This is a genomic window from Chlamydiifrater phoenicopteri (genome assembly GCF_902807005.1).
In the GTDB taxonomy this organism is placed as follows: Bacteria; Chlamydiota; Chlamydiia; order Chlamydiales; family Chlamydiaceae; genus Chlamydiifrater; species Chlamydiifrater phoenicopteri.
Genome location: NZ_LR777658.1, coordinates 670,434 through 693,267, shown reverse-complemented (window position 1 = coordinate 693,267; position 22,834 = coordinate 670,434). Strand labels below are relative to the sequence as shown.

Genomic DNA, 22,834 nt, shown 5'->3' with positions numbered 1-22,834 from the left:
AAAAAGTTAAAAGATGAGACTGCTACCTAGTTTTAAAGAATTAGAGATATTTCTAGTAGAGAAGTTTCCTTTGTAATCGACGTAAGAGGTTAGAGAAGGAAGTAGTTTGATCTGGAAGGAAGAAGCCACTTCTGCGGAACAACGGGCGAGGCTCATTCCTCTGACGGGTACAGGGAAGGCATTTTGAATGATAATCATAGTAGTTTTGGGCGTTACCTTATAAGGGTCCACAGAAAGAGCGGCAGCAAGTCGTAGGGAGACAGGGAAGATATTCCATTTAGCTGTGGATTCTGTAGAAACTCCTGGAGAAATGGAAAGATTATAAAGGGTAGAGGGGGAGTATTTTCGCAGTCTTATAGGAGGAGGGATCATAAGTTTCTGAACGAAACTATGTACAGGGACAAGGATTTGTCTGGTTATGACATCGTTGGTAAGCTCCGTCTCTGTGCATCCAGGATTTTTTGCTACACAGAAAGCAGCTTTTAAGAAAGGTGTTGTGGAGCTGAAATGTGGTGAAAGGCCATGTCCTGTAAGAGGCTTAGCTAACATTAATTCTGCTAAAAAGTTTGTGGAATGGAAGGAGAGCCTGCGTCCAAAGAAATCTTCAGGGAAAGAAGCGTAGATATTATTGTCGGCATAAGCATAGGAGAGAGCGAAGCTAGAATACATTTCGCCCAAGGGAGTCTTATTTGTAGATCCTTTGAAGCTAAGATTTCCTAAGTAATATGAGGAATTTACTTCCTCATTAAATTTCTGATTAAAAGCCTGTCCGTCTAATTTTCCTAAACGTATTTCTACAGAGGAAGTTTGGCTTCCTAAGAAACAACCTATAGCGTATCCATTTCCAGAGAAGTGAAGGTTTTCATCTCCTCTAGAGGGTCTAATGTTTAAAGAGGAGATGAGAGCTTCAGCGGAGAGGCCAAAGAGACCGTGTTTAAAGTGAGGCTGTTTTTCTGGGAGTAAAGGGGAGGAGATAGCTTTAGTAGCAGCAACGCCCATCCAAGAAGTATTGAGGAATGTAGGGGATCTGAATTCTGGGGAGGCGTTGTATCCTGTAGGTGTCCATGTAGCGTAGAGATTTTTTTTGTTAGATGGGTCAGTTCCTCCATCCCATTCAAATTCGAGAGTTCCTGCGTATCCGGTGGAGGGGTTGATAGATATTTTTTTTGTTTCTAGTTGAGAATTATTTGTAAATTGCTTACCATCTTCGGTCCGAGGTGCCTCTACTTTTAAAATATTAACTCTCTTGGAAACTCCTAAGGGGTGCTGGTCGTAGGAGGCAAATTTGTCCGAGTTACAGAAGGACAAAACTCCTTGCAAACTTCTTTGCCCTCCATCGAGCTGGATTAGAGCTGGGGTGTCAGAAAGTATGAGCTGATCGAAAGAGCCTAAGTCCAGAGATAGGTCCTTAATTCTAGTAAACCAAGCAGTTTCCAATTTGCTATTTGCGCTGAGTTTTAAGAGGCCTCCATCTTGAGTAAACAGCCGGCATTTGAGAATAGTATCTCTACCAATAGCGAGTATGCCGTTTTTTAAATATACTCGGGTAGGTAAAACAGTTATTCGACTAGCCTCATAGGGCTCTGAGTTCTGTTTGAGAAATTGAGGAATTTGTTGAGCTGAAAACAAAATAGTTCCAGTGAAAGCTTCGTTTGAGTCTATCTCAAAAGGAGCGTAGCTGGTTTGTTGAGAATCTTCATCTTCTTTATGTGGACCGTTTATGGAGAGATCATGATTTGTTGATTCGCTTAGACCGGCCTCGCAGAATATAGGATCATAAAAATTAATTGAATGTCCTTCAGAAGCACAAAGAAATCTTAATTTTCCTGTATCTGTGAGACTAGAGCCCTGAAGTTCAATGGAGCAACATTGCTGAGGTTCGTTGTTTGTGTCAATTTTTATATTTTGTAGGAAGGTAATATCCCCTTTATCAGCAAATAGCCCTAGCTGAATGTTGGAATTGCTATTCAGAGATATGGCAGGGCCCTTTTGACTAATGTTTCTTGAAAAGATAATGTCTTTATTTCCTCTTACGAGATAGGCGTGGTTATTTACTTCTGAAGTTGAAGATTCTTGTAAGTGAATAGCTCCTCCACTATCTGAGGATCGGTTATTATCAAAAATAATAGATTCGTTATTTGTAAGATCCATTTTGTTATAGCAAGTAAAAGCACCCCCTTGTGATCCAAAATTATTTCTAAAAAGCACGTTTGTATTGTTTTTTATAGTAACTTCGGCTGTATTCATATCAACGCAAGCTATAGCCCCCCCTTCTCTCATAGAGTAGTTGTTCTCAAAGATCAGAGATTGATTGCTTTCCAGATGTATTTTATTTCCTGAAAGGATTCCTTTTTGTTGACAATGGTTATTACGGAAAATTACAGAACCATTTTTTTTTATAGATAGAGTTCCATCTCCTGTATTATTGAATAAGGAGATATTTTCAGAAGTATTTGCGTAAGCTCTAATCAGTCCTGGATGCCAAACTCCGTTAGATAGGGTTGGAAAAAGAGAGCAAGAGTTTTCAAAACACACTTGCTTGTTATTTAAAATAGAGACGTTCTTTGCGCTTATGAAAGATGAAGATGAAGAGGAGGCAGTTCCATTTTTTATTATTTGAGAAAGTTGATTTCCATTGATTTGAGCGAAGTTTTGTAAAGTAAGAGTATTTCCACAGTTGATGAAACAAGGAGAAACTCCATTAGGACTTTCTACGCAGATATTAGAGAAGCAGAAGCAGTGGTTATTGCCGTCTATGGTTAGATTGGAGGTGTTATCGATGACTCCTTTCACTGTACTGTTGTTGGAATTTTCCTCGTTAGGAGACTTATAGAGTTGGTTAGAATCAAAGATATTGTTAGTTAATACTAAGTTTCCGCCATTTTGTGGAGCTTCGCTTATGAGGTCTTCTATAGACCCGATGTTTTGAGGGGTAGTTCCGGTAGCGGAGAGGAAGGAGGGGTGAAGAAGTCCCGATAGGAGTAAGGTAAGGAATCTTTTGTTTGTTAGCATGTAGTATGTTCCTCAAAAGATTGTTTGTATCCCGACATTAGCTGTTTGTAAGAAAGAGGAGTAGAGGTAATGGATGGAATAAGAAGCATTCACTTTAATAGTATCTTTGAAAACCACTTCTTGGGAGATAGAAGCTTTGGCAGAGTTTCTTGGTAAGTTAGAGTTAGAAGTTTCCCAAGAGGCATTAGGCAAGGGAGACAGGGAGCCCTCTAAGGTAAGATTTTTCCTGTATGCTAAGGGAACATAGGAGCAAAAAGCTTTAGTTTGAGCAAAATTTCCTAAGAAGTGGAAAGGAACAGAACATCTAGCGCCTATAGGTAGAAAGAGGTGAGTAGCAGAGTGTTTTTGTTTTAGTGTTCTGTTATATTTCGTTGTTTCTGTGTTTTCGAAATTAGAAAATTCTGAGAAGAAAGCTTGAATGGAACAGAATGGAGAGAAAAGCATTAATATAGGCGTGTTTAGTATCTTAAAGAGGTTAGGTCTTAGGAAGAAATCCCACTGAGTAGAGAGTGTACGAGAAAGGAATTTTGCAGAGGGAACGCTGATAGCCTTATTTTCATCTTGGCTTAAGAAGATGCCGTCTTTTTTGATCATTTCATAGTAAGGAAGGACTTCCTTTGGTAGTTCTATTTTTTTATTTGCATTATTTTTAAAGATATTGTTGCTTTTAGAGGCGGCTAAAATGGTATGGACTTCAGAGATGATAGATTTTTTGGGGTAAAAAGTAGAAAAGAGTGCTGCAGAGAGAATAGGAGAGAGGACTTCATGGTCAAAATCTTTATGGTTGGTATGAGAAGAGATTTTGGATATAGCAATACCTAACTGATTATTAAAGGAGGAAAAAGCAGAAGCTGCAGCAGAGAATCCGGAGAACTTATGATTAAAAGGGAATTTATTTGATGATGACTGTATAGAGGAAATAAAGTTCCCTTGGACATCGTATTTCCATCCTTTTTTTCTAAAGGTGTTTATAAAAAAAAGATCATTACGGTCTTGTCTATGTATGGATTCGAAGAAATTGCTAATGGCGAAGTTAGAAGAGATTAAAGAGTCAGCAAGAAGTTTTCCTTCTACTTCAGGATTAGGAAGGTATTGTCCGTTAGGGATCCAGGAGCCAACAAGATAGGATTGTATAGTTTCTCCTGTTCTATCCTCTGCAGTAGGAGTTTCCCATGCCAATTGCCAAGAGCCCTGATATCCATAGTGGTTAGGTTGGGTGGTGAGATCCACCTTAGAAACATCGATTTTGGAGGAAGAATTTGTGGTAGTAGCAGATTTTTTCAATCCTAGGAGTTTAAGAGGGCCTAGGGATGAAGCCATTCTGGTGTCATATTCATAAAGAGAGAGGTTTTCATCCGTAAGATAAATAGGCCCGGATACAGAGATTTTGTCCGAAGAGGAAGTAGAAGATCCTGTCCCGTTATCTATGATAAGTACGGGGATTTTATTGGCTTCTGTCTCTCCCTCTGTTCCCTTCATCTTCGAATCATTATTTAGTATAGAAGCAACGTCTATGGCTAGTTTAGATAAAGCTATAGAAGCTGTGTTGTTATTGTTTGTTCCCGACGAGAGGCTATATGTTCCAAAAGAACCACCTGATCCAAGGACAAGCCAGCCTCTTGATTGAGAAAAATTTCTTGAGGCTAGAGTTGCCCTGTCCTTAACAACAATGACTCCGTCCTCTTGTTTTAACTTTTGAATTTTAGAAGTTCCATCTGGAGACTCGTCTTCCGAAGCTTTCCCTAGAAGAGAAAAAACTATCTTCCCGGAATTGGGATTAATATTGTCTTTAGGATTGAGGGTGACAGGATTTGAAGAAGAATTAGAAGCGTTAGTAGCATCTATTGGATCATTAAAGTGAATTTTGTGGCTTTTTTTGGCTTGAGCGTACTTAAATGTAGTCTGACGACTGTTGCTACTACTCTTAAAATTTATGGCATTTCTACTAAATCCCTGAGTGTTGCCATGGAAGATAATATCTCCAGAGCTGGCCGACAAACAAAAAATTCCGGAGTGACTTTGGTGTAGGCAGATTGCCCCGCCTCCTTCTACACTAATGTTATTTAAAAATAGGACTAAAGAATTGTTAGATATATCTAAACCATCACAGGCTATAGCACCTCCATACTTAGAGGATTGGTTTTTATGAAAGACTATAACTTGATTATTTGTAATAGAAAAATCGCTATTTCTTTGATAAATGGCTCCTCCACCGGGATCTGGGCTAACCTCCTCTGTATTCGCGCTATTACTCGTGAACATGACAAGTTCGTTATGGCTAATGTCCAACCCAGAAACTTTTGTTGAGGAAGGAGTTATAGCTAAACAGCCTTTGGTGCCGAAATTGTTGGAAGCTATTACGAATTTGTTGTTTAGAATTTTTATCGACTCCTCTGCTCTAACTACCACCCCTGTTTCTCGGATCATATTTCCGGTAAAAAAAATGGATTTGTTTCGTGAAGATTCAAATGATTTTGTTAAAATGCATCCTCCCCACTCGTTTCTAGGTTTAACGGGAATTTGATTTCGTGAAATAGATAGAAGTTCATTATTTGTGAACTTGATATCATCTGCTTTCAGTATGTAACTGAACCCTGCGCTATCATCTATTTTTAATTCGTTGAAATTTTGGAAAGTTACATCATTGGAGGTATCGGATTCAGCCAATTGGTTGGCTAAGTTTAGGTAGCTTAAAGAAAAGTCAAAATTATTCCCCTGAAAAACCACCTTATTCTGGGTAAACATTAGGTGATAAGGAGAAAGAATGGTTTCAATAAAGGAGGAAACAGTAAAATTTCTGTTAAGGGAGTGAGTGGTGACTCCATCTTTTTCTGTGGTATCAAAGGCGTTGTCTATTAATATAAAGTCGTTCGGCATGCCCCCTTTGCAGACTGCTAGTTTCAAAAGTAGAGCCAACACAACAAGGTATAGGGACTGTTTTTTTCGCATGGGTGTGCTAGTTCCTTTTCTACTGTTTCTTCAGACTTCGAGTTATCTGGCGGGTGTTCCCTTAAGAATTCTTTTGTATAAAGAGTTCTTTTTTTTAGATAATCGAAAAGTTTTTTGATGTGTATGAATTTTTTTAGAAAAAGAAAAGCAGAAGCGATTTAAGTATCTTAGGGATAATTTGGATAAAAAAGGAAACTCTTCGAGAATGTCTAGCATGCAGGGGGGTGGGTTAGGAGGCTAGGGCGGCAGAGCTTTTTAATTGGTTAAAAAATTTTTTTATTTTTTATTTGTAGAAACCTTCTTAATTTTTTGGAGAACTCTTTGAGATTTTCTAGCTCCCGCTTGTCGCAGGAGCATCTATTTGGTAGATTTGGTTGTGCATAGAGAGGAAGCTTGTAGCGGAAGCTGCAGCGATGACGACGCCTATAGCAAAGAAGACGACTGCTGGGGGCAGGAATGCTGCGGCCACTACGGTAGCGACGATGAGTGCTAGAGCTAGGATACAGAATGTCCAAGCAAGTATAGCGGGGAGCGTTGCCCGCAAGGATTTTTCTTTGAGGCCTGCTATGATGGCTTTCATAGGGAGGGACACGCATCCCGAGCAAAGTTCTACAGGGATAGTAACGACCTTTAGTAGTCCTAGAATAGAGGCTGCTAAAGCCATGACAGCGATAGCTGCGCATCGATGTTCTGCGGCAGTTTCTTTCAATTTTTTTGCAGCTATTCTCTCGGGAAAAGTTAGAGAAAAAAATATATCGCCAGCTTTTCTGAGTGTAGGAATGGGGTTTGACATAAGCGATTAGTAAAGAAACTTCCGGGTTTGATTATGTTAGGGCGGCCCATTTTATCTGAACTTAGAAAAAAGAAACAAAGCTTTTCTTCTCAGAACAGGAATGTCTGCAAAGATGTATTTCGTTCGTGATTAGAAGGTTTTAAGGTCGAAAGTTTAGAAATAGGAGGTTTTTAAAAGCTTAGAACTGCTGATCCCCCCATAAAAGCAGAATAGCCGAAAGGATAGATGCGCTTATTGCCGCCGTCTTCTTCAGTCAAAGAGATATCACTTCCTACAGAAATTCCGTAGAAGGCTTTTATGGAACATCCCGGAGCGGGATCCAATTTGACAGCAGCTTCAATGGCTCTTCCCTGGTATTCAAACACCCCTCTTGAGGAGGGATAGATATTTTCGTATAGTCTTTTGCGAAATCTGTTTAAACGGAAGGCTGTGGAAAAAGTACATACCTTGGTGCATTCGTATTCTGCAGAGAAGTTCACGGGGTATATGCAGTTGATAGTTACTTTATCTGATGGCTTATAGGAGGCCCCTATGAGTGGACGCACGTTGGTTTCTTTCAAACCTGTTTCTCCTATTATTCCGAAAACGGAGTCCATATTTTCCGTAACTTGGTATTTTCCAGATATAAGTCCTTGCATCCAAGAATACTCTTTGTGAGTAATTTTTTCTGGGTCTATCATACCTGACACTAGGAGGGACCATTGCCACTTATTCATAGATAGGGTGTAAGCTCCCGCTGACAGCATTAGGTATCCAAAATTTGATCGTTCTTGGAAGGTGCGGAAGCCCAGCCAATGTTGATCTTTATCTTTGTTGACGGGTTTAGGTTCTATGGAGGCTTGCCAGTCGATATTTGCCCCTGTATATCCGCAGGAAAAGAGGAATCCAGATTTCATTGTAATTGGCAGCGTAAGTGAAAGCGTAGTATCGAACTGTTTGTAACCGATTGACTGTTTGTATAATTTGTCGAAGTCTGCGGGGTTCACGACTAGATATTTAGCATGGACGGAGATGGGTTTGAAAGAGGGTGGCGCTTGGTGCTCCTGTTCGGGTCCGCATATTAGCTCTCTGACCATCAGTATGGGAGCAGAAAGCAGATGACCCAAAGCGATAATGACATGCGAAACACACTTAAGCAACATAGTATACCAAGAAACAGAATTGACAAAGACGTCGTATTACACCAACTATTTACAGGACAATGCCGTTCACGATAGCACTAGAATAAATAAAGAACAACAGCATCGCCACTATTGTCTTTATTCTGAATTTAGAAGAAATCTAGTGGCGGAGCATAAAAGGATGAGAAGAAAGAAGTATCCAACGGGGGCTAGTATGAGCGTCGAAGATGATATTAATCACTGCTGATGATGGAGATAAACCACCATAGAATGGCGGCTCCAATAACGGAGAGAGCGATCTTTGCTGCTCCAGGCAGCCATTTAACGTCCCTTCCGGGGGTGCTGCGGGAGCCGAACCCTAGCTCAAAAACAAGTTCAGCATCTTTGGAGGTAAATTCGTCGAGAAGTTTGAGAACGTAAGGATGATCGCGTAGCATTTGTTCTCCGTCTAGCCCTAGGAAGGAAGCATATTTCTTTATGAATCCTCTGGCATAAACAGGGGAGATTAACTTTCCTAAGCACCCGGATTCTATAGCTTCTAGGCAATGAACACGTATGGAGATAGCGGATTCAACTTCCCTTAGAGACAAGCCTTTTTCTTCTCGAGTTCGACGAAAAGCATCCCCTAACCGAATTAAGTCTTTGTGAACAGATGCATTCACAATGTCCTCCTTCCTTCATTGTAGCTTATGGTTGTAATGGTTGGTAAATCCCTGCTTAGGACTCGGTATTGCCTGGAGGATATTTCACAGAGTTTTATATGTCACTATAACTTTAAGAATATGTCAGAGGCATGGATAGAAGAACAGCTGTTTTTTATTAATTCTTGATATTGATCATTTTTATTTATGTGCTATGAAGGTTGGTGTCTGGGGAGGCGACCGCCTATTTTGATTAGAGATACCAAAATTCTTTTTGTTTGGGTAGACGACCTTACCAACCGTTCGTTTCTCTAAAGTCTATCAGGTTTTTATAAACGGATTTTGTGTTTGGAACGAGCTCTGACTGTCCTAGCCTTTACTTTTGGAGAGTCTTTAAAGTTTTTCTGCTTCAGAATCTTTTAGAAAATCTCATAAAAGATTTTCTGAAAAAACTTTATGGGACTGCCTTAAGGTTTATATGGGATTAGCTGCTTGAAGGATTTGAGAAAACCCTTCAAGCAACATTTAAGAGATTAAAAAGCGGTGCTTTCTTTGGAGCCTCCCGAATCACTTCCGCGAGATCCCGATCCTAATCCTGATGATGTTGGCTTAGGAGTTCCTTTGCCAGGAGCTCCTCGGGGGCCTGGACTTGAGGAGGTTCCTTCTCCGGCTGAATCGTCAAAGGAACTCTTTCCAGAGAATCCCGAGGGGCGTGGTTGTGTAGCGATAGGGCCTCCAGAGATACCAAATGAAGTGGAGAGAACATGAACTTTCCTGACGGCATCAACAAGTTTTCTTTGTTGTTCCACGCTTCTGAATCCTATCCCTAATGCCTTGGAAGATTTTGGTCCTCGAGGTTTCCTTGGAGAGGTGAGTAAAGGCATGTCAGGTTCATCTTGTCCTCTAGCTCCTTCTGAGCTTCCGTCTTCATCATCTGACAGATCGTAATCATCCTCAGGAGTAGAGACTCCTTCTCCCAGAAGTTTACTTCTAAGGGTGTCTCCATTAATTCCAAGCGAAGAACCATAATTTTTGAGCTCTCTCAATAGCTCTTTCGAAAGTTTCTCCTTAGTCCCTGGAACATATCCGAGGAGTAATAAAACAAGTGCAAGCAAAAGATTTAGCATGAATTCAGGGATACATACCTTTACTCCAGGAGCTGAGGATCCTGCCCATTTTGACAGCAGCGTACATGTTAACCGGGCAGCCGCAGAAGCATCTCTAACACCTATTCCTCCTGAATGGCCTAGGGTTGTATCGCCCATAGACATACACAGGAGCATTTCCCTCAGATCCTCTTCTGAAATAGGGGTTGGAGGTGTTCCTGCGGTGCCGTCACAAAATTCTACGAAAACACTCCGCCTTTCTGGCCAATCTTTAGGATCTGTTTCTGTTAGTTGTTGAATTCCTTGTAATATTTGGTCTTTGATATCAGAATGTTGCCCGGAACGTACTTCAGACAGGAGCTTTTGAATCTTTTCTCCCTGTTTCTTTAGTCCTATTCGAAGGAGCTTGTCTTGACCACTTGAGGCTTTGGCTTCTAATTCCCTCTTTTGATCTTCCGTAAGGGGCAAAGATCCTTTAAAAACTTCCGTCAGACTCAGCCCCATTTCATTAAAGGCGAGTCCGACAGCTAGGGGGCCGTATTTTTCCTCAAGAGTGAGAAAGAATTTTGCTCCGGGATTTTCGTCATCCTCTCGTTGAAGGAGGAAGCAAGCGGAAAAACAGTCGCAGAGGAACTTTCCAAATCTTCCACATCCACATTGTCCATCAGGGCAACCGCAGGTGGGACATCCGCAAGGAGCCTCGCAGCAAGGACCTAAGTGATCGTGGCAAGCTCTTGCTCCCGCTGTAACTCTGGGCCCAGAGGTTATAGAATCAATGAGTTCCAAAATTTGGCGAGCAAGATCCACAAAGTTAGACTGCAAAAAACCTAAATGGAAGGAGTACTCGTGCCGCGTTACAGAAGGTCCTCTTTCTACGCCGGAAGAAGCCCCTTGAGGGCCTTGAGATGCGGGAGGTTGTCCTTCGGAAGAAGAACCAGGTTGTTGGATAGTGACCTGAGGGTCTAAAGGAACTGGTGTGCCTGAAGGGGTAGGGGAGACCATCTCGACCTACCAACCCTTCAAAGTTTTTCTATTCATAAAAACTCTCCTTAACTAAATTACAGCTTTTAAAAATCTTGTAAGATCTCTATGCAAGATGCTTTTTTGATCGCCCCTGTTTTTGATTGTAGGCTAGATAGAATGTTGGTAAAAAAAGCATCTGAAAGTTGATCTAAGAGCAAAGTCTTTTGTAAATCAGCGACGACGTTATCGTAACCTCTTAGTTTCTTTTCTGAAGATTTGAAAGATACTCCTATAAAATAGATGTTAGCGGCCTCACAAACCTCCTCCATGGAAAGGATATCCTCAGGGTTTCCATCGACATAGATGACTCTGGCAGGCTTGGTGTTTAACGAGTTTAGGAACAGGGAAAAAGCTTTCCCTACCGTAGTATTTGCTGCCATGCTTCCTGTGAAAAGGATATTTTCTTCTAGAAGGAGTGATCGTAAACATTCCTCTCGGTAATCTGGGTTTTTGATAAAAATATTGGGGAACCGAGCTCCGGATTTTTCTAGGAATATTTCGTTTCTTTCTAGAGTGTCTAGTATAGAAGCTGCAGAGGTAAGGTCGGCAACAGAGATTCCCAACATATCCACTTTCTTCAGAGAGAGAGCTATGAGGGTGTTTGTTACAGAGGGATGTATGATAGAGTGACCACATAAGTTATTGACAGCAACCCACTCATCTACAGCTTTTTTATCAACCTCTTCTTCGGGCAGGGAAGAAACAATCTCTCCGGATCGAAAGGAAGCAACCCTTTGCATGCTGCCAAGCATAGAGGTTGGCGTACATAAAACATTTTCTACTGACCAGCACACGAGAGTGTCTTCTCCGGCATATTTTTCTATTAGAGAAATGTCGTTTAACTTGCTAGTAACCGCTTCGAGACGACCTAGTTGTGAGTAAGCAATAAACAAGCTAAGGAGCATAGAAAACAACATTCTCATAACAAACCTTCTTAAGTTAAAACCTGTCCTATCAGTCATTTTTTCAACTACGGTTCCTCTTTCGAGTTCTTTGTTTTCTATTCCTCGAGCATGGCTAGTGCTTTGTATGCCAGATCGTCAGGTAATATTTTTAGAGCTGTTTCTGACTGCATTGCCACAGCTGTGGAGTAGGGGGGGGCAAAGGAAAAGACGGTTTCTGTGGCTGGGTAATATACCAGTCCTGTGTAGGCTAGAGAGAGCTCTTTAGCTGTTTTCTCCATGCTTTGCACTACCGCGGGATCTCCGTGAACAAAGACTAGCCTACGTAGGGAAGGAGATTTTCTGATCCACAGTTCTGTGAAAGCTTCTGTTTCGGTGAATCCACCGCAGAACAACACTCCGTCTGTGAATACTCCGGATGCAGAAAGCCCCCGCTTGGGAGAAAGGAAGAAGTCCTCGGGGAACAAGGGTCTGGTATCGAAGTCAATACCTTGTTGAAGCAGTGAGGACATGACTGAGGGCACGCTTTCTAAGCCTTTCGCAGACATTCCCATAAGGAAGATTTCAAAATTATCTACGAGTTCTTGGAATCGAAAAGGGATTTCGGCTTCTAGTAATTCTTTGGGTAAAAATGTTGAGATAGCTGCGGATTCTCTGAGCATACGTCTTTTTGCCGCCTGGCAAGACATTTTTCGTTCTTGAAGATATTCTAGTCGTTGTTTTTGCCATCCTAGGCCACCTAGGTGTCGGTGTTGAGAAAGAGTATCATCGACTCCGATACAAACTAGGCATCCTGGTGTAAGGAAATTTTTTACTTCTGAGAAGGAGTAAATAATCTTCCTTGTTGGCTGGCGATTTTTTTTTGCGTATGAAGGTGTTGCTATGAGCAGAGCGGAAAGGAATGCTAGGGAAAGCAGAGCGTTCATATTTATCCTGTAGGGTGACGGATCACAGAAACCAGCGGAGGAGTGTAAAATAATTTTTTTAAAAAGACAACGCAAAAACACATAAATCTCTTCAGAACCCTAAAGAAACCAAAAATATACAAAGAAACCGTCCAAAACCCCTATCACAATCAAAAATATCCCCCGATAAGTAAAACAAATGAATAGAAAGCCTTGGACGGAAAGTAGAGAAGAAAAAGAACAAGTATGAGATACTCAGAAAAATAGCTTAAAAATCGAAATCCGAAAGAGAAAGAACCTTGTTTCTCAAAACAGTGTACTCGCAAGTGCTATGAATAAAGTTTTTTCTATACCTTTTGACCCCTCTAAACAAACAGTTTTGCAACAACGTCTAGAGGAGAAAGGCTTTACCTTCTCATATCCCGCGCATACTATTTTTCAAGCAAGAGATTCTACTGTTTGCTGCACATTATATACTTCAGGCAAACTTGTAATTCAAGGGAAGGGAGCGCAGGATTTTGTGGAGTTTTTCCTCGAGCCAGAGATACTGGGTGCCTTCGGCTTAACAACTTCTGTTCCCAATGCTGAGCAAGATTTACGCCCAAGGATAGGTTCGGATGAATCTGGTAAGGGGGATTTTTTTGGTCCTCTCTGTATTGCGACAGTGTATGCTCCCAATGAGGATGTGCTGACAAAGCTACATCAAACAACCATCAAGGATTCTAAGACTCTTAAGGATTCAGAAATCAGAAAACTTGCTAAGCATATAAAATCTCTGTGTTTCTATGATGTGATGGTTTTGTTCCCAGAGACATACAATCGATTGTATGAGCGGTTTAAGAATTTAAATGTTCTTTTGGCTTGGGCGCATGCTTCACTGATAGCTAAATTGGCTCCTGATCCACTGGATGAGGTCTTTGCTATTGTGGATCAGTTTGCATCGTCGAAAGGCTTATTAGAAAATATGGTGCAGAGGCGTTCTGCGATACCTCTTATTCAACGAACGAAGGCCGAATCCGATATTGTCGTTGCCGCAGCATCTATTCTTGCCAGGGATGCTTTTGTTGCTGCTATGGAAAAGCTAGAAAATACCTATCAAATACAGTTACCCAAAGGTGCTGGAGTTGCAGCAAAAAATACTGGCACAAAGATTTTTCGTGAAAAGGGAGCAGACACGTTAAGTAAGTTAGCTAAAGTTCATTTCAAAACTTTTACAGAGATAGTATCAGAAGAGCATCCTTAAGGGTTTTCTGGTACAGCTCAGCCTGTAAACTGGCTTAGATTAACTTTAACCAGATAGGGGGAAAAAGAGTTTTGGAGGTTGTTCTTATTTTGCTGAGAACTATTCTTGTCTTGCTGGGAACTAATTGGTATTGCTTACTCTAATAGACTTGCTATTTTGTACAGCTTTCTTTAGTAGACTTTATTTTTGGGGCTTACTGCGGGTTACCGCAGTAAGTGTTTGGTAATTTCAATGCAAAGACTAGCTGTTTTTATGCGTTAGTTTTTGATTAAAATCTTGTGGAAGAGACAACTCCCGATTTTTCAGAATCTTCGGAAGATTCTTCTTTGCTGGAAGTTCTAGGATCTCCTGATGAGTCCTTAGAGGTTCCGGGCTGTGGATCTTCTGTTTTTGGAGTTCCCGCTGTTTTTTGCTGTTTGCCTCCTATACCAAAGGATCTAGGTTGTTTGGTCACTGGGGGCTGTGGTCTTCCAGGGAGGGGGCCTCTAAGGAGATTTCCGCCTGCTTGACAAACTTTTTGAGCCAGAGCCATGAGGTCTTTCTGGTGTGCCACGCTACCGTAGTCCTTAACAAGAGGGCGCGTGAGGGCCGCTCCATCGACTTCATCGACTGCGGGTTTTTTCTCTAGCTTACCCTTTCCTTTGCCCCTCCCTTTTCCTCCAGAGGAGGTTGACGGTCCAGAGCCTGTTTCTTCTGTTTCTAAATCCTCTGTTGATGAAAGGGCTAGGAATAGGCGTCCCAGGAGGTTTTTATCTATGGGAAGTTGGGTTCTAAGGTCTTGAATTTTAGAGAGGAGATCTTCTGTTAGGTCCTCTTTGTTTCCTGTTGTGTACCCGAACATGAGCAGGACTAGGGATAGAACAGTTTGGAATAACGCCTCTGAAATAGAAATCCTTACTCCTTCTATTGAGGAAGAGCACCACTTGGAAAGGAGGTATAGGATAATTCTTGCCATGAGAGAGGCGTCTTTGGTTCCTACACTTCCTGAACATTGTAGATCTAGATCAAAAACATTTATAGACTCTAGAGTCTCCATAATATTTTGAGAAGATAAAGGGAGCGATAATATGTTTTCCTTATCTTTCCCGATATCTAATGACACGTTAGGAGATTCTTGAGGAATCTTAACTCCTTGTTTAAGTTCCTCCATATTTTTTCTGATGTTTTCCACCAGACGTTGATTTGCTCCTTCCACACTTTTAATGAGAGCCTCGAGTACTTTTTTATCATGTTTTTTTTTGCTTACTTCCTCTAGGTGCTCTTGATTTTCTCGAGCTTTAGCGTTTAAGTTCTGTTTTGTTTGGTCATCTAGTTGTGTTTCCCCTTTAAGGAACGAAGTCAAGTCTATTCCCAAAGCTTCGAATGCCAAAGCTGCGGCTATAGGGCCAAAAGCATCAGCAAGCTCTTGGAAGAATAGGGCGCTTTCTGTGGAAGGATCTGTTTCTATGGGTAGGCAGCAAGCTTTGAAGCAATCGCAAAGAAGAGCTCCAAAGGTTCCGCATCCGCACTCACCGTTTGGACACCCGCATTTTGGACATCCGCATGAAGAGGAGCACCATGGTAGAAGTCTATCATAGCAAGCCGTAGCACCAGCGATGACTCTGGGATTGTCTCTGAGAGATAGTAATAGTTGCACTATTTCTACAGCTGTTTCAAGGGCGCTTAGTTCTTCTAATCCTGCTAGTCCCCCTAATTCGCCTAGTCCTCCCAGATCCCCAAGTCCTAAGTTGATATTGTAAGAAACATTGGGGGTTCCACCTCCTTCAGAGGAAGGGCCTGGGCGAGGATCTGTAGGAGAAGAGCCTCCTCCTGACCCTGAAGGTTGTGAGGTTACTGTTGATTGTAGGAGGTTAGAAAAGGGTGATGAAGTAGGGAGGGTCATTTATTTGGCCCTCCTTGCTAAAGGATTTATTGTCATAGAGATCGAGCCTTTAAGGTTAAATAAAGTAAGACGTAGTAGAGTTTTTCAAGGGAGTAAGAGAACGAAAGGGCCCAGGAATAGAGGGGTTTAGGGAGAGAAGAGTGAGGATAAGCTGTAGTCATAAAGGAGAGGGTATTTATGAACACGGTCCTCCGAATGACACAAAAGATCTCTTTAGCGAGCTGAGAGCAGCGCCCATTTTAACCCTTGAGAAGCAATTGAAAATAAAAAGAAGCGAGAGAGGTTAAGCAACTTTTTCTTTAAAAACAATGTGAAAAAGTTGTCTTTTCATTCTTTTCCCTAAGGGGTTGAAGTTGGTTATTTAGATAGAGAAAGAAGGGTTCCTGAAATTGGTTGTAGTGATTTTTTGTTTTCGTTGTTTTTTTTGTCTGTTTGTTTTTTTGTTTGTCGCCGTTGTTTAAGCGCTTATGTTTGCAGGTTTTCTAGCTTTACCTAATCATAGGAAGGATAGGGTTGGGAAAAGCTCCTAGTGATGCCAAAGACCTTGGTTCACAGAAACCTATCTTTCTTAGAGAAGCTGAGGAAAGGGGTGACAATGAAGGCCGGAAGAGGAGGGATTCGAACCCCCGGTTCCTTGAGAGAACGTCTGATTTCGAATCAGATGCATTCGACCACTCTGCCACTCTTCCAGAGTCTTCGCTCCGACTTACCGCAGAAGATCTGCAGGGAGGATAGGCTACCAGTTTAGAAAAATCGTAGAAAGGAAATCAAGCTTCTTCGTAAAGAACGTAGAAATTCCCAAGAAAACATAGCTTTTTTCTTTAGACTACTTCCATATAGTTAGAAATGAAAAGAACTTCCCGCTTTAACGGAATAGAAGTAATTTCTAGAAGCAAATCGACCCTTGTAGTCAGCATATACAGAGAGGTTTTTAAGGAAATCTATACCTACCACAGAGGATACTTCACAGGAGCATCTAGCAAAGCGACTTCCATTGACAAATACTGGAATATTGTTCTGTGGGATGATAAAAGTCCCTGACGGGTAGTGTCTATATGGATCCCCAGCAAAGGCAACAGAAGCTGCTAGGGAAAAGGGAGTCTTCAGTCTTTGGGGGGAAGCTTTTAAAGATACCCCAGTTAGCACAGAAAGGTTATACAAGGAAGCTCCAGAATATTTTCTTAGCCTAGTTTCGAGAAGAGTCATTGGAAGTCGAATGGAGTCCGATACATTAACAATGGCAGATCGAGATAACAGAGAGCTACTGATATTTTCTTTTTCCATGCAAGAAGGAATTTTTGAAAGGGCAAATTCAGTTTTTAGAAACGGTGTTGCAGAGAAGAAGTGTGGAGTGACAGGGACTCCAAGGAAAGGACCAGAAATAGTAATAGCCGATACAAACGAGTGACTTTCGAACTCAAGTTTTCTAGGATTAAAATCAGATTGAGAAGAGTACAACTTGTTTTCGGAAAAAGCATAGTAAATGGAGGCTTCTGTAAAAACTTCGCCTATTCTTTTGGAGGGCGAAATTTTTTGTATGGAAAAGCCCGCAACGTAAGCGTTAGTATCTATATCTTCTTCAAAGTAAGCATTAGAAGCGTCGCCAAAGATACGAGCCAATCGTATTTCTAGAGAAGATGAAGATAAATTGCCTAAGGCCATGTTTATCTCAAAACCTTTCCCCTCATACTGAGATTGAGCGTTCTTCTTGCCAATTTTTAATGAGGTGAAAAGACCTTCGCCACTTGAAGATAGGAAAATTTTATCAGAGGGACAAACTATTTTAGACAGCGTGGAATCACTTACAGCTTTTGCTACAGAGGTTCCTATCCATGAAACATCAAAAAAGGTCGGACTTTGGAACTTCTCTGAGGCTTTGTATCCTGTAGGTATCCATGTAGCATTTAATATTTTTTCGCCGTTAGCATTTTTTTCTTCAGCGCCGTTTTTCCAATTAAAAGTAAGGGTTCCTGAGTATCCTGTGCTGGGATTGATAGTAGTTGGTTCAGGAAGGCTGGTCTCTGATAAGGTATTAGCAGCAGTTGCAGCATCTGAAGAGATCGATAGTATGGGAAAGGTTACTGGAGTTTCAAGATCAAAATTATTGTAGGCAGCAAAATATTCTGGGGAAGTACAAGAAATCTTTAGAGAGGTGGTATTGGGTGCCGAAGCTTGTTGATCAGATTTTAGGACGATAGAAATAGTTTTTTCATAGGATTCCGTGGTTGATAATGGGATATGATCAAAGCTGTTCAAGTCTATCTTGATGTTTTTTAAATTTTCCACTGAGTTCTTTTCAGCTGCGGTAGATGTCATTCCTGTAGTTTCCAGCTTGGATCCAGATCCAAGCTGGAGAGTGCTTCCATTTTCCTGAGTGAAAGACTGGCACTTAAAGGTGGTGTCCCTATCGATGATTAAAGTACCTGCACCTAGAGTTACAGGTTGTTTGACTTCTGTCGTTTGATTGCTCCCATCAGTACTAGAGCCATAGGGATGCCCTAGAGAAAATAAAACAGTTCCCGTGTAACTTGTGTTTTCTTGATTCTGCAAAACACTTGGACTATCCCCAGTCCCTGTTGGATTTTTGTTTATATATAGGGGAGTAGAGGCTGGAGTTTTTTCTTCCTCTTCTTCTAATAAAACAGCGTTCAAGGAAAACTCGGCTGCTGCAGTGGATTCTCCATTTGTGGTGTTAAGGGTTGAGCATTTGATAGGATCAAAGAACGCAATGGTTTTTGAATCAGAAGCACAAAGGGTCTCAATAGTGGCTGAGGAGGAGGTTTGCTCTAAGAAAATAGCGCATCGCCCTCCAGGGGTTTTTTGGAAAGTATTCCCGAAGAAAATGATATCACCCGCATCGGCGAATAGAGAAATTTTGGTTCCAGAATCAGCAAAAATAGCTCCCCCATCTTCAATACAAGTGTTTTTAGAAAAAATTACACTTCTATTTTCTTTAAGAATTAACTGTGGAGCCTTTTCTGATAAAGTTTGGGCTGCTTTTCCGGAAGAAACGTGAATAGCGCTTCCACCCGAATTAGCTAAATTGTTGTTAAAGAGTACGTGACCGTTGTTATCTATAGAGCAACCTTCTTGAGCGCTAATGGCTCCGCCGGATTTAGCCATGTTTCCATAGAAAAGAATGTCTCCGTTTTGCGATAGAGAAATAGTGTTGGGAGAGGGCTGTGTTTGAGACGGTGAGCTCAAAGACTGTAGAGATTCTGGTTCTTCCTGAGATGCTGTATTAACTAAAGTTGCTAGTGCGCCGCCAGATTTTTTTGCTGAGTTATTATAAAAACGTAGGGATCCATTTTTGCTAATATCCATGGTAACGGAAGCAAAAGCTCCCCCCGTTGTAGCTGAGCTGTTATTCCTTACTAACACACTAGAATTGTCTGAAATTGTCAGTCTTCCTGTTCCTGGAGATGCTTCTTCTTCCGAAGTTAGCTCTGTTTTACTTGTTTGTAAGGTTCCGACTACAGGAGTCTTTGGCACGGCTTTTATTACAGAAGGAATGTTGGAGGCTAGATCGGCACCGTTTTGTTGCCTAATTTGATTATTAGAGTTGCCAAAGAAAATCACAGAACCATTTTCAGAAATAGTAACATCTGAGCCTACTAGCAAAGAAAAAGGAACGTTACTGTTTGTAGTATTTTCAGAAAAGCTTGAGGGCTGAGATGAGCTTGTTACAGTGCCTCCATATAACTCTTTAGTAAGAATTCTGGAGGAATTTATTTGCAGTAAAGAAAATTTAGTAAGAGTTAGTTTTTGGGAAGAAATTAGGCTGATACCTTTCTTTTCATTTGCATTATCTTCCAGCTTAAAGCTGGAGATTTTAAATAAATGATTTGCTCCATTCAGAGTGAGGGAGGAGGAGGTTGAGATTATTCCCGGGAAAGGGGGTTGAGTTGTTGTTGATCCATTTTCTTCTAAAGAGGAAAAAGCGTTTTTTGAGCCGGTTTGTTCGGAAGAACTAGGGTTTTTGGGTGCAAAAAATCTTTCATTAGAAGTTATGTCATTGCTGAATTTTAAAGTGAGGGCTTCAGGGTAAGAACTAGCTTCTGTCGTATTTTTAATAAGTTCATCAAAAGAGGAGACGGTTTTTTCTGTTTCGTTCGATCCTGTAGAAACATCTTGAGCCTCTGAGAAGATGTGCAATAGGCTAGTTATGAGAATGACAGAAAAATTTTTATTCTTAAATTTCATACGCCTTCTCTAGAATGTCTTTTGAATTCCTGCGTTCGCTGTATGATGCATGGACGATTGTCGACCATGCAAAGAGTAGTTAGCGCTTAATTGCCAGGATAGTAGTCTGTATTTTGTTGAGCACTCTATGCCAAACCCTAACCGGGATAAGTTTTCCCCTTCGCATTTCCAGGCAGCATTATTAAATAATAACAGACCTCGTATTGCCGGGTTTTTTCGATATACGTCTGGAGAAAAAGTTACCCTTGTATCCAAAGACCAGAAATATCTGAGAGAAGAAAGAGTTTTATTTAATTGAACCCCTACAGGAATAGACAGGTTTAAGAAGTGATGTAAAGAAGAAAAATTTCTTGGGAAACTGCTTTGTTCTTTGAATCCAGATATTTTGGCTCCTACAGCAGAAACAGCAATAAAGGGAAATGTTTTAGGAAATAATTTTATACCAGGTAAGGGTAGATTGCCTACAGAAGTAGAATATAAAAAACATTCTCCCGCTATAGAATGTATTCGATATTCTGCGGTTCCCAATTCCTTAGAAGGAAGAGTATGTTCAAATAGACTTTTTAGGCGTTCTTTACTATTTCCATAAGATAGGGAAGATTTTATCGTAGAGATATAGCGATTCCTCCAAGGGAGTTCTAAAAAAACTGCGCCATAAAGGAGGTCATTCTTACTTTTTTGGGAAAAGTTTTCATCAGCAGTATTTCCTCGCATTTTCGCTACAGCAACTCCACAACAGATATTTTGAGGTGATTGAGCAGAAATTTTTGCTGCTGCCCCAGCGCTTTTATATTCGAATTTTTCTGGGTGAGGCTTGAAGAGATTTGTGATTCCAAACAAAGAGATTCCGTGGAGCCAACTTGCTTTGTTGTGAGGGTGTCCGTTGGAAGAGTAATTATTTTCATGCAAAATCTTCAGGAAAGAAACCGTTCCTGCGTAATTTCCCCAGATAGAGTTTGCTACAATAGATCCTAGTCTTTCTGGAGAGACCACATATTCACCGTTGGGGATCCAAGAGCCTTTAAGCGTGTTGTTGCTCCAAGCAAGATTCCAGACCCCTTGATATCCATAGTGAACGGGTTGGGTATTGAGATCAACCTGGGATACATCAATGTTTCCGTTGATTAAGGTTTGAGGTTGTGTTTGTTCAGTATTTTCTCCTAGTTGGAGTAGGGTAAGATCTGTCAAGGAAGAGCCCATGCGAATGTCATTTTCGTACAAAAGCAAGTCAGAATCAGTCAAATAGATGGGGCCAGAAAGAGTTATAGAATCAGAGGGTGTTGCTCTATCTGCGGTTAGGGACAAAGCTTGCGAAGTCTTAGCTAAGACAATTTTAGGAGAAATAGTTTTGTTTTTTGAGCGTCCATTAGCTTCATTAGAGTTTAGAATAGAAGCTACATCAATTCCTAGGTGGGAAATATTTAAAATAGAGTTTTTATCTTCGTTAGTTAATGTTTGTTGATCTTGAACAAATAAAGTAGAAATTGTTCCTGAGGCTCCAACTATTAGCCACCCACCAGTTTGAGAAAATTTTAAAGGGGAAAAAATGGCGTTGTTGTCTACGTAAATAACACCATCGTTTTGAGATACTGTCGCTTGCATTTTAGAGGTTCTGCTAGATTCTGTTTCTAGGCTGGAATCTCCTGATATAGAAAAAACTATTTTCCCAAGGTTTGGGGAAGAAAAGTCTTTGGGATTAAAAACAACATATGATTTTTCTTTAACACTTATGGGGTCTCCTAAAAAGACTTGATAACGACTTTTCGCTTGAAGGGCTAAAGACGATTCTTTTTCAAGATTAATAGCGTTTCTTTCTCCATCACTACTATAGTTGTTTTCGAATCTGATATCTCCACTACTTCCTGAAATGATACAGGATCCTCTAGAAGTAATATATATGGCCCCTCCCTTTTGTAGACCGATGTTGTTTGTGAAGACAACGGATTTATTGTTGTTAATATTCAAATTTTTGCTGTAGACAGCTCCGCCGTTAGTTAATGCGGTATTAGCATCAAAGATCACAAAGTTATTATTTGTGATATTTATATCTGTTGAAGAAGAAAGAGCCCCTCCTCCGTATTGAAGAAGTTCTGGAGAAGTATTGGAAGAATCTTTTGGTTTTTCTGGATCTTTTTGAGCTCCGGTTGAGGTGTTACTTGAAAAAGTAACAGAATCATTATCTCTGATGTTAATGATCTTGTAATGAAAGGTTCCACCGTATCCAGCGCTGTTGTTTTCAGCTACAAAGTTTTTGTTTTTTGTGATATTTAACTTACTTCCTTGTCCTACAGATCCTGTTAGCGTTGAAGAGTTTCCAGAGAAGAATGCATCGTTGTTTCCGGAGATAGTAAGGGAAGTAGGTGTATTGAGATTGGCTATAGTCCCTGATAGAGAGTGGATGTTTCGTAGGCAAAAACGGTCGTTATTGAGAAAAGATAGCTTCGGACAAGTCAGTAACTTGTCTTTAAAAGAGCTCTCAGAAAATTCGATTTTTGAGAAATTTTTAAAGCAAATATCTTTTGATATTCCTGAAGTAGAAATACCCTGTTGAATTTGTTGAACAACAAACTTGTGTCGGTTTCCGTAAAGGATTAAAGTTTTGTCAGATTTTAAGAAAGATAATGGGGAATGGATAGCTTCAACGAGAGAATCAGAGAGAAAATCTTTTGTGAGAGTTTTTGTAATGGATGACTGTGTTTCCCTAACAAAAAAGGGGTTCTCTACATAGGTGACGTCATCGAAAGTGTTTGTTGGAGGTAAAGCGTAGGCTTGCGCTGTTGCGCCAAAGGATGATGCTATGATAATCGTATAGCGAATATTGTTTCTCATTCGATCAGTCTAGCCTTTGCGATCCTTTTGCGTGGTTTTGGGGTGAAGTACACTAGAAAAGCATTCTATTGTCTAAGCACTAAGCCTGTTGAATAAGGTTTTGTCGCGTAATTATCAAATAAAAATTTTTCTTTTTCATATATCTAACTCATTATCAGTGAGTTTTTGCGAAAGATTATGTGTCTTGAAGAATGCTCCAGGGAACTTTCTCAAGAGTGGAGGGGG

General features: G+C 40.7%; 12 protein-coding genes and 1 tRNA gene. 1 reads left to right on the top strand and 12 read right to left on the bottom strand.

Annotated features, from left to right (window positions below; genetic code table 11):
* Positions 1-6: 6 nt before the first annotated feature.
* From KJA58_RS02865 to KJA58_RS02830, 8 genes are all read right to left on the bottom strand, one after another.
* Complete coding sequence (locus tag KJA58_RS02865; protein ID WP_213357954.1) at positions 7-3,012, bottom strand: polymorphic outer membrane protein middle domain-containing protein; 3,006 nt, start codon at positions 3,010-3,012, stop codon at positions 7-9.
* Positions 3,013-3,024: 12 nt separating this feature from the next.
* A complete protein-coding gene (locus KJA58_RS02860; protein WP_213357953.1) occupies positions 3,025-5,961 on the bottom strand; it encodes a polymorphic outer membrane protein middle domain-containing protein in 2,937 nt (978 codons plus the stop codon).
* Positions 5,962-6,292: 331 nt separating this feature from the next.
* Positions 6,293-6,754 carry a DUF5422 family protein gene (locus KJA58_RS02855; RefSeq protein WP_213357952.1) on the bottom strand — a complete coding sequence of 154 codons (462 nt, stop codon included), beginning with the start codon at positions 6,752-6,754 and terminating at the stop codon, positions 6,293-6,295.
* 170 nt (positions 6,755-6,924) lie between these two features.
* Positions 6,925-7,893 (bottom strand): hypothetical protein, encoded by a 969-nt coding sequence (locus KJA58_RS02850; protein WP_425513812.1) that lies wholly within the window; start codon positions 7,891-7,893, stop codon positions 6,925-6,927.
* A gap of 215 nt (positions 7,894-8,108) precedes the next feature.
* Positions 8,109-8,537 carry a helix-turn-helix domain-containing protein gene (locus KJA58_RS02845; RefSeq protein WP_213357950.1) on the bottom strand — a complete coding sequence of 143 codons (429 nt, stop codon included), beginning with the start codon at positions 8,535-8,537 and terminating at the stop codon, positions 8,109-8,111.
* Between the two features lie 512 nt (positions 8,538-9,049).
* On the bottom strand, positions 9,050-10,624 hold the full coding sequence (locus tag KJA58_RS02840; RefSeq protein WP_213357949.1) for a hypothetical protein: 1,575 nt from the start codon (positions 10,622-10,624) through the stop codon (positions 9,050-9,052).
* 65 nt (positions 10,625-10,689) lie between these two features.
* Positions 10,690-11,568, bottom strand: a complete 879-nt coding sequence (locus KJA58_RS02835; protein ID WP_213357948.1) for a DUF2608 domain-containing protein — start codon at positions 11,566-11,568, stop codon at positions 10,690-10,692.
* A 77-nt stretch (positions 11,569-11,645) separates the two neighbouring features.
* Positions 11,646-12,473 carry a DUF2608 domain-containing protein gene (locus KJA58_RS02830; RefSeq protein ID WP_213357947.1) on the bottom strand — a complete coding sequence of 276 codons (828 nt, stop codon included), beginning with the start codon at positions 12,471-12,473 and terminating at the stop codon, positions 11,646-11,648.
* A gap of 310 nt (positions 12,474-12,783) precedes the next feature.
* Between KJA58_RS02830 and rnhC the strand changes: the two genes are divergently transcribed.
* A complete protein-coding gene (rnhC, locus tag KJA58_RS02825) occupies positions 12,784-13,695 on the top strand; it encodes a ribonuclease HIII (protein WP_213357946.1) in 912 nt (303 codons plus the stop codon).
* A gap of 268 nt (positions 13,696-13,963) precedes the next feature.
* On the opposite strand, the gene KJA58_RS02820 is transcribed toward rnhC, so the two are convergent.
* The 4 genes from KJA58_RS02820 to KJA58_RS02805 form a co-directional block, all read right to left on the bottom strand.
* Complete coding sequence (locus KJA58_RS02820; protein ID WP_213357945.1) at positions 13,964-15,577, bottom strand: hypothetical protein; 1,614 nt, start codon at positions 15,575-15,577, stop codon at positions 13,964-13,966.
* Positions 15,578-16,180: 603 nt separating this feature from the next.
* Positions 16,181-16,266, bottom strand: a tRNA-Ser gene (locus tag KJA58_RS02815).
* A gap of 151 nt (positions 16,267-16,417) precedes the next feature.
* Entirely contained in the window at positions 16,418-19,780 is a 3,363-nt protein-coding gene (locus KJA58_RS02810) for a polymorphic outer membrane protein middle domain-containing protein (RefSeq protein ID WP_213357944.1), read from the bottom strand.
* Between the two features lie 9 nt (positions 19,781-19,789).
* Positions 19,790-22,609, bottom strand: a complete 2,820-nt coding sequence (locus KJA58_RS02805; RefSeq protein WP_213357943.1) for a polymorphic outer membrane protein middle domain-containing protein — start codon at positions 22,607-22,609, stop codon at positions 19,790-19,792.
* Between the last annotated feature and the right edge of the window lie 225 nt (positions 22,610-22,834).